We start from the raw sequence: 15271 nt of genomic DNA on the forward strand, positions 1-15271 counted from the left end.
TATGCCTTACGCATCTTGGCGTGTAGCCGCAATGTCAACTTCACGAATATTAACTTCCTGTGGCATGTCATACATGAACTTCACAGTTTCAGCGACATGGACGGGATCGAGGGTGATACCACCCATCGTTTCCTTCCAACTTTCATAATCTGACAACGCAGACTTGCTGGTCACATGCGTCAACAATTCCGTTTCAGCAGCGCCAGGCGCAACCATCATGACACGCACGTTTTCGGCTGCACTTTCTTCACGAATGGTTTCTGACAAACCGTGAACACCAAACTTGCTGGCGACATAAGCCGCATGGTTCACAAACGTTTTCTTACCAGCCAGTGACGACATGTTCAGAATCGTGCCATGGTGACGTTCACGCATATCGTTTAAGACAATCTGCGTACCGTTCAACACACCCATAACATTGGTATCCAACATCGTTTGCCATTCTTTACGGTCTTGATTTTGAACATTGCCAAGCAACATCAATCCGGCATTGTTAACCAACAAGTCGGTCTTGCCGTACTTGTCTTCGGCTTTACGAATAGCTTTTTCAAACTGATCATAGTCAGTCACGTCAACCGTGTCGATCATGACATTATCCATGCCCTTAGCAACTTCGGCTAACTTTTCTTCGCGACGGCCTAGCAATAACATTGGGTACCCATCCGCAGCAAACTGTTTGGCAATCTCCTCACCAAAGCCAGAACTTGCACCGGTAATAACAACTAATGATTTCATTTTTAATAATCCTCCAAAATTCCTTTTATCAACGTTTGCAAGTATAATGGGCACATTGACAAAAAGGAAGTACGCACCTTAACGTAACTACGAATTGAAAGGATCAACTTAATTATGCAATCACGCCCTACCACGACTCATCCCCGTTACAGAAACGAATTCGACGCCACGATGCAATTGATTCAGGGAAAATGGAAAATTATGATCATGTATGAAATTGCGGAAACGGGCACCAGCCGGTTCGCCGACTTACAGCATCACATTCGCGAAGTGTCCCACAAGACCCTCACAAATCAGTTAAAAGAACTCGCCGATGATGGTCTTATTGAACGCCACGATTTCCAAACGGCCCAACCACACGTAGAATATACATTAACCGCCAAGGGCCAATCAATTATTCCATTGCTGGATGCCATTTGTGACTGGGGCGACACTCACATCGATCACGCCCAGATTGAACGCTCACTGTGTGACGAATAATCGCTAACGCGGATAATTCGTTTGCGGCGTAAATCGTGCTTGCCACAAGAAGTCCGTGACCGCGCGATCAACATGGGGATTTTGATGGAGCAGGTAATGGATGACGCTAATCCCGCCAACCAGAGTTTCACTCTGATAACCATCCACCCGGCCGGCCAACATTTCGCCTAGTTTATGGTCGCCCTTAACGGAAACGCCCAAATCACCACCGGTACCAAACAAATCACCGGCAATATTTAACACTTGGATGTGCCGCGGAAAACGATCCGCGGCTTTTTGTTCTGCTTTACTAAACGTCGTCGCAATATTGACGAACTTAGCGGTATCAGGATAATCCTCACGTTTATCGGCCGCCTTACCGGTCAAATATTGATAAACAATGTTTGCACCAGATGAATGGCCGACCATGTTGACAGTATTTATATGTTCACGTTGCTTCAGCATTTTCATCACACCAGTTAGCTGCCGTGCCTCACGTGACGCATGGTGGTTATCCGCAAAGAGCACAAGAATAAGTGGATTCCGTTTGCCTAGCGGTCCGCGTTTATCAATGGTCGCTTTACCATCCTTAGCCACATGAATCGTCCACACTGCCTGACCAATATCATAACGTTCAAGGCGTGCATTCATTGGTCCAAACGTCAGCCAGTTACTGTAGTCACCAGAGACAAAAAGTGTCGGTGTCTTACTGTATGAAACCTGAACGTGACCCAGTTGCTTTTGTTCACTCGCTTCCCAGCCCATGACGATGCCAGCTAGTACTAGCACTGCGCACAGAATGCCGATCAGCCAGCGGATAAACCGATCCTGCTTTGCTGGCCGCTGCGGCACTGCATGTTTTTGTTCACCCATCGGAAACATTCCCCCATTTAATGGCGTTATTATACCGCACCAACTAAACGAAACTGTGAACTGGCGGGGGTGCACTGCGAATCATTGGTAAAAATTAATATTTTGATTGTTAGTCAGATTATTTTCGTGACATTGGCTGAAAGGTATCCGTTTAAGTTTGCGTTGGATGCCGCTTGCGGTTGTCGACCGTGACACGCCACCGTGGGACCGGTTCAAGGCCGCAGTTCACGGTCTTTCACCTCGTCGGACAGCCTCGTGAAAAGCCGAGTCTTTCCGACCGTCCGTAACCTAAATTCGGATAACCCGCCGAATTAACGTTACCTCCACGACTTTGTATCACTGTCGACGCCCTTCAGCTCATATAGTAACCAAGTAGTGTAACCACGCTAATCTGACTTCATTTCTAACAAAGTGACGAGTTTAATGACCTGGTCCGACATCAAAGTGAGCACAACAATATATAGTAGTGAAGCTGGCGCAAAACAGAGTTCCGTGTCGGTAATACTTGGCGGCCAGGGTTTAGGCCGCCTAGTATTACAGGACGAGTTCAGAGACGAGTGGTTTTTTCGGCTCTGAATCAAGGTAGAAGACTCAGGGATTCAGGAGGCTGAGACCGGTCCCAGGGAACGGCGTTTTGTGCCAGCGTAACGGCATCATAACTAGCAAACCGCTGTTGAAACGAAAAATTGACCTACTCCTTAGATTAAGGAATAGGCCAATTTTTTATCTGAAATATCAACTGCGAAAGCACTACATTTCGGCAATTTTCGAATCGAGGTACCGGCTCAACTTTTCTTTAGGATAATAGCCGGACACCTTTTCGACAGCCTTGCCGTTCTTGAAAATCACTAAGCTTGGCACGCTCATGACCTTGTACTTTTCTGCAATCGCTTGGTGGTCATCAACGTCTAACCGCAAAAAGTTAACCTTGCCATCATAATCGTCTTCTAACTGACTCAATACTGGCTCTAACATTTTGCAGGGACCACACCAGGGTGCCCAAACGTCTAACACAGACAGTCCGCTAGTCGTTGCCATATCAATTTCCGTTTGCGTTGTTACATTTTGTGCCATGACTTGCCTCCGTAAAAATTCATGAGGCTAGTATACGCAATCGAACCATCCGTTTGCAACTGTCACTGACCGATTGCACCAACGTTACTTTTTAATAAACCTGACGCCACATCAACTGATTGTGTTTGACTTCATCAATCGTTTTGGTTCCCGCCAGCTGCATCGTGATCTGCAATTCGCGGTTGAAGTGCTGCATGACGGAACGAACCCCGGCGACACCACCAAGATTCAAGCCATAGAATAATGGGCGAGCAAACGCCACAATATCGGCCCCACTTGCCAGCGCTTTAAAAGCGTGCTCGCCGCGGCGAATGCCAGAGTCAAAAATAATCGGTACCTCATGGTTAACAGCTTTAGCAATTGCCGGCAACACGTCGAACGAAGCTGGGCCACCATCCAATTGACGGCCACCGTGATTAGAAACCCAAATCCCTTCAGCACCAGCACCGATGGCCAGCATAGCATCATCCGGCGACTGAATGCCTTTAACAATGACTGGTAATTTTGTATAGCTGGCGATGGCATCAATGTCGGCCAAACTCAGTGTCCGTTTGGCCTTGGCATAAATTTCCATGATGTTTAACCCTTCACCACTGTTGTCACTAGCAGAATAGTCCGCCAAATTCACCATCGGCAATGGAAATGAGAAGCCTGTCTTCACGTCGGCTTCACGATACCCGCCAAGCGACGCATCAGCGGTTAAGATGACGGCTTTCGCACCTGATGCGACTGCCTGATCCAAAATCCAGTGGTTGAAGCCATTATCATTACTCATGTATAACTGGAAAAATTGCGGACCACCGTGACCAGCCTTAGCAATATCTGTCACCCGCTCATTTGCGTACGTCGAAATCGACATGATGCTGCCTTCATCGGCCATCGCCTCAGCGGTTTCCGACTCACCGTTAACGTGTAGTAATCCATGTGCAGCGGCTGGCGCATCAATCATTGGCGTATTAAGTTCCATGTCCCACAGCTTGGTATGCAAGTCTGGATTTTCAAGGTTGCGCAGTACTCGAGGGACAATCTGCGCGTGATCAAACGCCGCGGTATTTTCACGCATCGTCCACTCTGTTTCTGCCCCACCCTGAATGTAACCAAACGCGCCGGGTTCCATGCGTGCCTTTACCAGTGGTTCCAAACTCGCTAAATCATTGATTTTTAGTTCCTTTTCGTCCGTACTTGCCTGATATTCAGCCATCGTTTTATCCTCCTGACCATGCGACTCATCACAATTTTCAACATGATAATGGTAAAACAAAAGGCCATCCACATAGGTGAACAGCCATTTCAAAATCAAATTTATTATTCAGTTTTCCGTTCATTGTTTGTTCGGTTAATATCCTATCCAAACCGTTAGCTGTCGCGCCGCGTTTGCCGAGACAAACGACGTGATCGTCGCACGTAATGAATAATTAAAGTGATCACCACGGCGACCAAGATAACGAGGCCAAACAGTGTTGAAGAAATTTCGATGTTGATGGCGGGAATGGAGATGAATAACTTAATCGCAATCAATGCGATCAGCACATAAGCCATCGTTTCTAGCTCCGGAATCTTGCGCATCAAGTTCATAATCACTTCAGCAATGCCCCGCATACACAGGATTCCAATCAAGCCACCAATTAAAACGATAACGGGATTGTTTGAAACTGCTAGTGACGCAAGTACCGAATCAATCGAGAACACAATGTCCATGATTTCGATCTGAATGACAACTGACCAAAATACAGAAATATGCCCGATGCGCCGCGGTTTAGCGGACGTTGCGTCAGCGTTTTCGGATTGGCCAACTGGATGTCGTTTCCGTTTGGTAATCAAGTGATGGAAATAGCGATAGACCAGATAACAAAGGTATAACGCTCCTGCCACCTTGATGATCCAAAACTTGATCAAATATGTCCCAACACCAATAATCAAAAATCTAAACAGATAAGCGCCCCAGAGGCCATAAAATAACGATTTTTCACGATCTTTTAGGTTACTCAACGAGGTCGTTTGCGCTGCCAGAACAACCGCATTATCAACTGACAGTAAACACTCAATCAAAACTAATGAACCAATGATTAACCAGTCATTACTACTGGTCAATACCGCCGCCCAGTTATGGCCGTCGAAAAACGGTCCGTACAGTTGGCTTAATAGGTGTAACAACGATAAAATCCTTCTTTCTTGCTCATAGGAGCATTGCCGTTATCCAAATCTGGAAAAAGCCTCTGGCAACGGTGCATTAATTGTGACGCGTTTATCACTAAAAGGCAATATCAAACTTAATTTAAACGCGTGCAAAAGCATCCGTTGGTGTGAAAAACTTTCGACATTCGGTTGATACAACGGATCACCAATAATTGGATGCCCATTACCGGCCAAATGAACTCGCAACTGGTGCGTCCGTCCCGTTTTAAGTGTTAATGACACTAGACTTGCCGTTGATGTGGTATTGAGCACTTCGTATTGGGTTAGCGCACTCTGGGCATTTTCCCCATTAATCATCCGTTTGCGCCGGTCTTCAGGATCACGACCAATCGCATTAGTAAACTCCCCAGTCGCTTGGTCGAAGTGACCACTCACCCACGCCTGATAAGTCCGCTGAATGCGTTTATCACTGATCTGCCGGTCTAAAATTGGGACAACTAATGGCGTCTTGGCCACAATCATCGCGCCACTCGTCGCCATGTCCAAACGGTGAACCATCCAGGGTTGCACCTGTTGAGACGCTAACTGTGTGGTCAAAAAATTCATCACAGTACCGGCTTCGTCCGTACGATTTGGGTGGCTTTTCACACCGCTGGGCTTATTGATGACTAATAATTGATCATTTTCAAACAGAATTGGCAACGTTAGGTGATCATCGGGAAGGTATGTTTGGACCGGTGTTTGTAGCTCATCGGCACGGACTGTGAGTGTGACCACATCGCCAGTGACCACGCGTGTATTGTAAGGACGATAGCTGTTATTAACGTGGATATCTTCGCGGACCCTGAGATAATGTTGCAGTCGCTTGGGAATTAACCACAAACGGAGCAGCTCACGAATAGTCAATCCTGCTTCTTGATCTGTCACAACTAGTTGCGTTGTCCATTCATTTTGATTCACCGTTGCCAACCGAAGCACCCTCCTTCTTCAACATTAACTTTCCTGCTGCACCATTAATTGTCAGTCAAATCAATTGTCTGCCGTTGCGCTGCCCAGAAACGCCGTTCCATTGGGACCGGTCTCAGCCTCCTGAAACCCAGAGTCTTTAACCTTGATTATGAGCCAAAAACCACGTCTCATAAGTCATCCCGCAACACTAAGCGGCCAAGTTCTCGCCGCTAAATGTTGCCGACACGGAACTCTGTCTCTGGTCAGCTCCACTACTGTCACAAATAAGAAACAGTATTTTACAAATTTGCAGCTCAGTTCAAAAGATTACCTATGCTAAAGACTGCTGATAGTCTACGAAACAAGCGACTATATTAGCTGGAGGGCGTCGACATTGATACCAAGCCGTGAAGGTGGCGTTAATTCGGGATGGTGTTACCGAATTTACACCACGGATGGTCGCTAAGACTCGCGGTTCTTACGAGGCTTGGCGGCGAGGTGAAAGACTCCGAACTTGGGCGGCTTGAACCGGTCCCACGGCGAGCGTGTCAATGTCGACAACCGTAGGCGACAGCCAACTCATTAAATCAGACATATGTACTGTTAATAAACTGTTCTTTTAGTCTAACCCAGTTGGAAACAAACTGAGCTTTTAATTTCGCTTACTTTTTGTAAGTTTTCGAGTATAAATCTGTGCATTTTCCAAATAGCAGTCTTAACATTCTAAATGAGTACAAGATATTTAATGAATTGGAGATGCACGTTATGGCAAAAATGATTGCTGGGCAAGCATTAGTAAAGGTATTGGAAGACTGGGGCGTTGACCACGTTTACGGAATTCCTGGTGGTTCTATCAACCATACAGTCGAAGGTCTGTACCTTGAAAAAGATAAAGTACAGTACATTCAGGTTCGCCATGAAGAAGTCGGCGCCATGGCTGCGGCCGCTGATGCCAAATTTACTGGCAAGATTGGGGTCGCCTTTGGTTCTGCAGGCCCTGGTGCAACCCACCTCTTCAACGGTCTATACGACGCCAAGATGGATCACGTACCTGTTTTGGCCCTCGTCGGCCAAGTTGGTCAGCCAGTTATGAACACCAATTACTTCCAAGAAATGGATGAAGACCCAATGTTTGCGGATGTTGCTGTCTTCAATCGCACAGTCACTACAGCAGAACAACTGCCTTACGTTGTCAATCAAGCGATTCGTGAGGCTTATCGGAACAAGGGTGTTGCGGTTGTGACGATTCCCGAGGACCTATCTGCCAAGGAAATCGACTACGAAGCCGTTAAGACACCAGTAACTGTATCTAACACGTATAAACAAGTGATTGATCCCAAGGCCGTGAGTGACACTTTGACGATGATCAAAGATGCTAAACACCCGCTGCTTTACATTGGGACAGGTTTAAAAGGCGCTCGTAAAGAATTGGATGCCGTTTCTGAACGCTTTAATATTCCTGTTATTTCCACTGTACCGGCAACTGGTGTAATGGAAACGGATCACAAGAACTACCTGGGTACTAATGGTCGTTTGGGTGGCAAACCTGGATTTGAAGCCATGCAACATGCTGATTTAGTTCTCTTCATTGGTTCTGAATATCCGTTTGCACGCTTCTGGCCGAAGGACGTCAAGATCGTCCAAGTCAACGATAATTCGTTTGATATTGGGAAAGTTGTGCCAATCGACTACGCTGTGATCGCAGATGGCAAGACCTATCTGCAAGCGCTACTTGACACTGGTGAGTCACTGCCTGAAACAGACTGGATCAAGGAAAACCGCATCAACCGGCAAAACTGGTTGAAGTGGTTGGACGATCGCGCCAATGATGACAGCAAGGGGCTTGAACCCGAAGCCGTTATGCGTAAAACACGCGAACTTGCTGGGCCAAACGACACGTATGGTGTTGACACTGGGAATGTTTCTGAATTTGCCGTTCGTGGTGTCAAGATGACAGAAAATCAGAAGTTTGCTATTTCTGGTCTGTTTGCCACAATGGGCTATGGTATTCCTGCCGGTTTGGCCGGTGCCTTAAGTGTTCCGGATGGACAAGCATGGAGTTTCTCTGGTGATGGTGGTTTCTCAATGGTCGTTCAAGACCTGATCACTGAAGCCCGTTACGAATTACCAGTCATCAACATCGTTTTCTCGAACCAGCGTTTCGGATTCATCTGGTATGAACAACAAGAAACTAAGCAACACTTCTACGGTGTCGACTTAACCGATGCGGACTGGGCTAAAGTTGCTGAAGGACTGGGAGCTGTAGGCATGACAGCCACTAATCTTAAGGAACTAGATGCCGCATTTGACCAAATCAAACAATTGAAGGCCGCTGGCAACAAGAAACCAATCGTCCTCAATGCTGTAATCGATCCAGAAGATCCCGTAGCTGCTGCATTTATGCCACTTGATCCAAAGCAATTCGGTCAAGACACAGTTGATGAATTCGCCAAGCACTACGGCATCGACACGAAGGCACAACCTTCTCTCGGTGAGTTACTGCGCGGTGAATAAACCTAGTTTAAAATTTCAATGACAATAATCGTCACGATGTTCAGTGAAACTAGCGGACATCGTGGCGTTTTTTAGTATCATTCCTAATTTTCGCGCATTTGACCTAGAAGCCCTCTTTTATCAGCGAAAATCAGAAATTCAGCCCATAAATTCGCGGTTTTGGCCCCACCAACAAACACAAAATGTTATAGTTAACTGGATATCTTTTTGAGGTGAGTGCATGAGTTACACGATTCACACAATCGAATCTGCCGATTATCAGGCCGCCGCTGAACTTTTAAAGGCGGCTTTTGCATCGTCAAAAAAGACGATCGACTTTGATGACCAGTTAGCCACGCTCCGTTTGGAACGAACCTATCTGCCTACCTTTGAGCTTGTCAGCAAAGATGCTCATGACAACATTGTCGGGTACGGCACGATTTCCGACGCCTATATTCAGGGTCAACCGACCGCAAAATTAGCCATTCTGAATCCGTTGGGCGTCCTGCCTGACTTCCAGAAACAAGGCATTGGTCGGCAACTAGTTGATGAGCTTGAGCATCGCGCATTTGTGCGAGGCTATCAAGCAATTCTGACCACAGACTGCCCAGACTACTTTGCCCTTTTCGGGTACGATTTAGCCGACCATTTCGACATTCATGATGCTCAAACAGCGGCAAGTAAACTGAGCCTTCGTGAGTTGCGGCCCGGGGCACTGCGGCATACAGCCGGTCTACTAATGTACTCTCCGGCTCTCAACCATAAAACTGTTGATGACAAAAACATCGATATCGTTGAATAAAATGATTAATAAAAGTAGGGAGTTTTGAACATGGCAAAAGTGACAGTTGAAGAAGTAGCAGACCATTTAAGACAGACCATGGGCCATGTCGCCACCAATGAGAACACGTTATTGCGGACACGAGCGGCTGCTCATATAGGTGCTTACCAGCTAAGCCTAACTCAGTTACAAATTCTGCAATTTCTACTTCAAAGTGATGAAGCCGTCACTAACAGCATCTTGGCCGACCACTTTTCCATTTCAAAACCCGCTGTTACAAAGGCCCTCCGTAAGCTCAACAAAGAATTGTTAGTTGATACTAAAGTTAGTGAAACAGATCGTCGAGTAACAACATTGGCGCTCTCAGGTGATGGCGTTACTCTAGCTCGCGAATACCAAGAAATCGACCGTGAAATTAACGAAACATACCTCGGCATCGCGCAAAAGTTCAGCAAAGGCGATCGCAAAACAATTCTCAAATTTCTCGAAACTGTTGAAGGTAGTTTGAACCAGGGACAACCATTCTAAATTATTGCTCATCCTGATTTGAATTCGTCACGAATATTGCTGTTCAAACATAAAACGTTCAAAAAGATTACTTAAAGTAGATTGTAAAATTAATCCGAACGCTGTTCGGACAAAAAAGATCAGCTTCCTTTAAAATGGTGTTTACAACAAACCCATCTTTTAGGAGCTGATCTTTTGTCTAGTATAACCTATTCCGAACGAATTAAAATCGAAACCTTTTGTGAACTAGGGCTGTCCAATATCCAAATGGGCGTTCGGCTGAACCGATCACCGTCAACAATTTCTTATGAATTATCTCGATGTCAACCTTATCAGGCTGAATTAGCACAAACAGATGCCGAATACAAGCGATCACGATGTGGTCGGAAAACTAAGCTGAGCGATGAGTTAAAGCAAACAATTCTCAACCATTTACATCTAAGCTGGTCACCAGGAATGATTGCTCACGAATTTAAACTAGCGACTAAATCTATTTATAATTGGCTAAATCAGGGGAGAATTGGTTTCTCCTTGAATGATCTACCTGAACATGGCGTACGCCAACGGCGTAACGTTGACCAACGATCCAAATATAATCAATCTTTGGGGCGATCGATTGAACAGCGTCCCATGATGATTAATCAACGTAATCGCATCGGTGATTTTGAACTAGATACCGTCGTTGGCCCTCGTGGGCATAGTAAGGCAGTTTTATTAACTTTAATCGATCGCAAATCACGGTTCCTTTGGGCATATCGGTTAAAGGACCGAACGACAGCGAGTGTTAATGAAGCACTGACTAAGTTCCTAACAACTTTTAATGGACCGGTGCACAGTTTTACTGTGGACCGTGGTACTGAGTTTAGTGGGCTAGTATCATTTGAATCACAATATGGTATTAAGACCTATTACTGTCATGCTTATACGCCAGCTGAACGTGGTAGTAATGAACGCTTTAATCGGAATTTACGTTATTTTTATCCTAAGGGGACTCGTTTTGAGCACATTAGTGCTCAAGATTTAACGACGACGTTACTCCAAATTAACCAGAGACCGCTTAAAATACTTGACTGGAAAACACCGTATCAGGTTATGCTGACCAATTTGTCCAAAAATTCGGATTAAATTTGCAATCTACCATAAGTTATGAGAATCGAACGTCTAACACAGACTTTATTAGAAAAAGATGATAAAATAAGAATTTGATTAGATAATCTTTTTTAGATTTGAGGGGCATAACATGCGGTTAATTCAAACGTTCCTATCATTTTGGCGCAACTATACTAATTTCCGTGGTCGGGCAACGCGGATAGAGTTCTGGGGCTGGCAATTTTGGCAAGTTATTTTTATGCTACTCTTTTTGATTCCCACGACTTATTCTATCCGCGACTTCTTATCTTCAATCGATGCTAATCAAAACAGTTTATCATTTGGATTATTAGTAACTGTAGCAACTTCATCCTTGCCACTCCTCCTACTGCTAATTGGTTATGCGATCATCGCTTTAATTCCTTCTTTAGCCTTATTTGTACGCCGCCTACATGATGCCAATCGCTCTGCAGGCTGGCTGGTTTTAAATGTCAGTGTGGATATCGCCTTGTTAATTACTTACACGGTCACGCGTGGCCTGAATGCCGACATGGCGCTCATTTTTGCGAGTGCTACGGCAACGCTTTTTACTCTACTTAGTATCGGCTTCATTTACTTATTACTACTGCCAAGTGAAACAAAGCATAACCGGTTCTTTCCTACCAGCGTCACGCCACCCACCGCAACACTATCGTTATAAGGGAACTCGTTTGACCGTGCTGTCATTAATTTTATTAAGGTTCGTCACGTTCGTGTTTGGACTGTCATACGACCCGCTCACCCGTGGTACAATTTAGAGCAGAGTTTATCTTGAATTTTCTGGAGGTGGCGATAATGTGGCGCCAATATCTTGAACCAATTCACGTGGCAGTCATCTTGTTCCCACTTTTAGCGATTGCCATGGCCGTACCGTTATTTGCCTACCACTATCATCGCTATGGCGCGATTTCACGTTGGCAGGTCTTTGTAAATTATAGTTTCTATTTTTATTTACTGTGTGCCTACTTTCTCATCATTTTGCCGTTACCATCGCGGGCTTCTGTAGCCGCGTTGACGACACCGACACACAACTTTCATCCCCTGCTGGTGTACTATACTTTTAAGGCCACTGGGTTCAGCCTTCATAACGCTGCGACTTGGATTCCAACGTTACACACCGCAGGATTTCAACAGCCATTTTTCAACATCATGCTGACCATTCCGTTTGGCTTTTATCTCCATTACTATTTCAAACGCGGTTTCTTCACGACCATTGTCTTGTCATTTTGTTTAAGTCTGTTCTTTGAAGTCACTCAACTAACTGGCTTATACGGCTTGTACGTTCGTCCCTACCGTCTGTTTGACGTTGATGATTTACTCCTTAATACGACCGGTGGTTTCATTGGTTGGCTGGGTGCCCCATTGTTTTCCTGGTTACTACCTAGTAAGGAACGAATCGAAACAGCAAATGCCAAACGCGCACATCAGGTTGGGTTGTTACGACGGTTCACAGCTTTCGTCATCGACATGCTGTTTGTCGGCACATTCACCGGTATTTTCATGATTGGCGGCCTCGCCTTTGATCACGATCCAAACATGTGGTTATTGCTAGTATTGGGGTTGTTGCTCTTTGTATTCATCCCACAGGGGCTTTTCAAGGGTACTACAATTGGCCTGCGCGCTGTCTACCTGCAAGTTAAGGCAACCAACTGGCGCACTGCTTCATGGTTACAGGTGATCATTCGAAATTTGGTTATTTATATTCCACTTATCTTAATTGGCCTTGGTCTACAGCATATTTTTAATATTCACGGTCAATTAACGTCGTTTGGACTAGTTGGGACGTTTACAGTATTGACGATCCTCATCTTCATGGTGGATATCGTTCTGGCTGCAATGATGCCAACGTATCCATTATTATTCGAGCGGCTGAGTCACACGACAACCATTTCGTCGTTTGTTACTGATGAGCAACAAACTGCTCCTATCCGCAAACAATCGACACCTAGTTCACCAAAGAAGAACTACACAACTCGTTCTGAACGCCATCAATCACGTTAAGGAGTTTCCATGTTTTCATTATCGCAAGTGACTAATTTTCTAATTTTCTTTCCTGCACTTATTTTTATTGTGGCCGTAACCTTGGCTATCTTTGGTTATCGTCACGATCCCCGACGCCTCTTGAATTCTTGGTATCTCGTCGTTGGAGCCGTTATTTTACTGGGCATGCCAATTATTTTATTGGCATCACTGTCAGACACTCATCACATTGGCTGGCGGGTTCTCAGTGCACTCGCTTTCTTGGCTCTCACACTTGGCTTATTCGATTGGGTCATGTTGATCAACTGGCACTTTCGACCATTACGGCGTCATTTTCGCGCGTTAACCATTTTTGCGATCATCCTTGGGCTTGCACTGGCTGTCCTGCCCTTTATTCCAGCTCACGTCTGGCCTACCGACTTACTGACACCAATGAAGTACGTCAACACGGCACTCACCCTGTTGGGTGCTTACATGTGTATCACAATTGCTGACTTCCTCGTGGCCACTTGGACTTACCCACGTCAGACAAAACTGCACGGTGAACATTACGTGATCGTTCTTGGCAGTGGGTTACATCATGGCAATCAACTGTCTAAGCTATTGAAATCGCGTGTGGACACGGCGATGCGCGTTGGCAGTATTGCCAAAGACGAAACTGGCGACTGGCCGATTTTGATCATGTCCGGCGGTCAGGGCGCTGATGAAACCATCAGTGAATCCTCGGCCATGGCTGCCTACGCGAAGGAAAACGGTTATCCCGCCGCGGCGATCCGTTTGGAAGAAAAATCAACAAGTACGTTTGAAAATTTTCAATATTCACTCGATGTCATTCATGAGCCACACCCAACAATCGAATTTGTGACCAATAACTTTCACGTCTTTCGGGCCTCAGTGTTCGCTGCGATGCTCAAATTAAACAGTCGTGGCATTGCTGCGCCAACACGGTCACATTACTATCATCGCGGTCTCATTCGTGAATATGCAGCCCTGACTTGGTTACACAAAACACGCCATCTATTAGCGCTGATTCTGATTGTTGTTCTAACAATTGCAATTCCATGGTTCTATGGTTAATAGGACTGTAAACGATTTTATTCTGAATTTTTGAGGCAAATTATGCTGACACCAATTGAAATCAATAACAACTTTGAATGGGTCGATGTGCAGGATGAAACAGCTGCTGAGCATCGCCGTCTCATTCAAAGTTACAAACTAACCGAAGAAATGTACGGGTACGCAACCGACCCTAGTGAACGTGCCCGCATCGAATTTGACAAGGAAGCGGGTATTTCACTGATGATTTTTAATGTCATCACTGATTTACCGGATGACTCCCCTGAAGCAGCCACCGCGCCAATTGGTTTTCTGTTCAAAGGCAAACGGGTATATACGTTCACCAGTGGTACCACGAACTATGTGCATAATCTAGTTATCAACTCCAATTCTGCATTAAAATTGCCGCCCATTGAGCAGCAGCAACCAATCGATGCCATTTTAGGATTGATGTACAAACTGACAACGACTTATTTGGACAAAATCAATCGAATTGATCGGCGACGGGCAGAGATTCAGCGGAGTTTGAAAACCAATCCTGAACATAGCGCCATTAACGAACTCATGGACCTTGAGACAAGTTTGGTTTACTATCTGACTGCGTTAAAAACCAATACAGACATGCTTAAGGATCTGCAGCGGACCCCAGTCGTACCGGTCAATGCAGATCAAAATGAACATATTACGGATATACTAGTTGAATCGCAACAAGGTCTAGAAATGGCCCAGATGGCTTCGGACGTGGTTGAGCGTGTGTCAAACGCTTATTCAAACCTGATTGATAACAGTCTGAACAACACGATGAAATTCTTGACAGCTTACTCAATCATCATGACTGTGCCGACCATCGTTTCTGGTTTCTTTGGTGAAAACGTTGCACTGCCATTTGAGCACAATCCCTATGGCTGGCAAATTACCATTTTGATCATGATTGCGCTTGGCGCCGTTGTTTATCTCATTTTGCGACACTATCGTTTTTTTGATCGGTAGATGGGTGATACTTTTCGTCACCACAATAAAGAAGGAGCTGTGACACAAGTCTGGTTTGAGAACGAGCATTAACGTAAAACTGACCTATTCCCGAACTTTGGGAATGGGTCA

The 15271-nt window shown here is 45.4% G+C and carries 15 protein-coding genes; 9 read left to right on the forward strand and 6 right to left on the reverse strand.

Annotation, left to right across the window (positions count from 1 at the left end; all coding sequences use genetic code 11):
• Positions 1-6: 6 nt before the first annotated feature.
• Positions 7-735: an SDR family oxidoreductase gene (locus ABUE36_RS11915; protein WP_161001572.1), complete on the reverse strand. Its 729-nt coding sequence runs from the start codon at positions 733-735 to the stop codon at positions 7-9.
• A 114-nt stretch (positions 736-849) separates the two neighbouring features.
• Between ABUE36_RS11915 and ABUE36_RS11920 the strand changes: the two genes are divergently transcribed.
• Positions 850-1215 carry a winged helix-turn-helix transcriptional regulator gene (locus ABUE36_RS11920; protein WP_017261450.1) on the forward strand — a complete coding sequence of 122 codons (366 nt, stop codon included), beginning with the start codon at positions 850-852 and terminating at the stop codon, positions 1213-1215.
• Positions 1216-1218: 3 nt separating this feature from the next.
• Here ABUE36_RS11920 and ABUE36_RS11925 read toward each other — a convergent pair whose 3' ends face one another.
• The 5 genes from ABUE36_RS11925 to ABUE36_RS11945 all read right to left on the reverse strand — a co-directional run bounded on the left by ABUE36_RS11925 (position 1219) and on the right by ABUE36_RS11945 (position 6246).
• The gene (locus tag ABUE36_RS11925) at positions 1219-2067 is read right to left on the reverse strand and encodes an alpha/beta hydrolase (RefSeq protein WP_421016798.1); all 849 of its coding nucleotides are present in this window, start codon (positions 2065-2067) and stop codon (positions 1219-1221) included.
• Positions 2068-2817: 750 nt separating this feature from the next.
• Positions 2818-3141: a thioredoxin gene (trxA, locus tag ABUE36_RS11930; protein ID WP_161001569.1), complete on the reverse strand. Its 324-nt coding sequence runs from the start codon at positions 3139-3141 to the stop codon at positions 2818-2820.
• A gap of 91 nt (positions 3142-3232) precedes the next feature.
• Positions 3233-4342 (reverse strand): lactate oxidase, encoded by a 1110-nt coding sequence (locus ABUE36_RS11935; RefSeq protein WP_161001568.1) that lies wholly within the window; start codon positions 4340-4342, stop codon positions 3233-3235.
• A 155-nt stretch (positions 4343-4497) separates the two neighbouring features.
• Positions 4498-5295 (reverse strand): TerC family protein, encoded by a 798-nt coding sequence (locus tag ABUE36_RS11940; protein WP_161001567.1) that lies wholly within the window; start codon positions 5293-5295, stop codon positions 4498-4500.
• A 39-nt stretch (positions 5296-5334) separates the two neighbouring features.
• On the reverse strand, positions 5335-6246 hold the full coding sequence (locus tag ABUE36_RS11945) for an RluA family pseudouridine synthase (RefSeq protein ID WP_162855634.1): 912 nt from the start codon (positions 6244-6246) through the stop codon (positions 5335-5337).
• Between the two features lie 744 nt (positions 6247-6990).
• Here ABUE36_RS11945 and spxB point away from each other — a divergent pair.
• The 8 genes from spxB (at position 6991) to ABUE36_RS11985 (ending at position 15160) form a co-directional block, all read left to right on the forward strand.
• On the forward strand, positions 6991-8739 hold the full coding sequence (spxB, locus tag ABUE36_RS11950) for a pyruvate oxidase (protein ID WP_161001566.1): 1749 nt from the start codon (positions 6991-6993) through the stop codon (positions 8737-8739).
• 220 nt (positions 8740-8959) lie between these two features.
• The gene (locus tag ABUE36_RS11955; protein ID WP_161001565.1) at positions 8960-9520 is read left to right on the forward strand and encodes a GNAT family N-acetyltransferase; all 561 of its coding nucleotides are present in this window, start codon (positions 8960-8962) and stop codon (positions 9518-9520) included.
• A 30-nt stretch (positions 9521-9550) separates the two neighbouring features.
• Complete coding sequence (locus tag ABUE36_RS11960; protein ID WP_161001564.1) at positions 9551-10027, forward strand: MarR family winged helix-turn-helix transcriptional regulator; 477 nt, start codon at positions 9551-9553, stop codon at positions 10025-10027.
• Between the two features lie 174 nt (positions 10028-10201).
• Positions 10202-11131, forward strand: coding sequence for an IS30-like element ISLpl1 family transposase (locus ABUE36_RS11965; protein ID WP_096109805.1), 930 nt, complete (start codon positions 10202-10204; stop codon positions 11129-11131).
• Between the two features lie 115 nt (positions 11132-11246).
• The gene (locus ABUE36_RS11970; protein WP_421016799.1) at positions 11247-11795 is read left to right on the forward strand and encodes a DUF805 domain-containing protein; all 549 of its coding nucleotides are present in this window, start codon (positions 11247-11249) and stop codon (positions 11793-11795) included.
• Positions 11796-11929: 134 nt separating this feature from the next.
• Positions 11930-13135: a VanZ family protein gene (locus ABUE36_RS11975; protein WP_161001562.1), complete on the forward strand. Its 1206-nt coding sequence runs from the start codon at positions 11930-11932 to the stop codon at positions 13133-13135.
• A gap of 9 nt (positions 13136-13144) precedes the next feature.
• Positions 13145-14191 (forward strand): ElyC/SanA/YdcF family protein, encoded by a 1047-nt coding sequence (locus ABUE36_RS11980; RefSeq protein WP_421016800.1) that lies wholly within the window; start codon positions 13145-13147, stop codon positions 14189-14191.
• Between the two features lie 42 nt (positions 14192-14233).
• Positions 14234-15160: a magnesium transporter CorA family protein gene (locus ABUE36_RS11985; RefSeq protein ID WP_161001560.1), complete on the forward strand. Its 927-nt coding sequence runs from the start codon at positions 14234-14236 to the stop codon at positions 15158-15160.
• Positions 15161-15271: the final 111 nt, after the last annotated feature.

Origin of the sequence: Furfurilactobacillus cerevisiae (genome assembly GCF_048961765.1) — a bacterium.
Lineage (GTDB): Bacteria > Bacillota > Bacilli > Lactobacillales > Lactobacillaceae > Furfurilactobacillus > Furfurilactobacillus milii_A.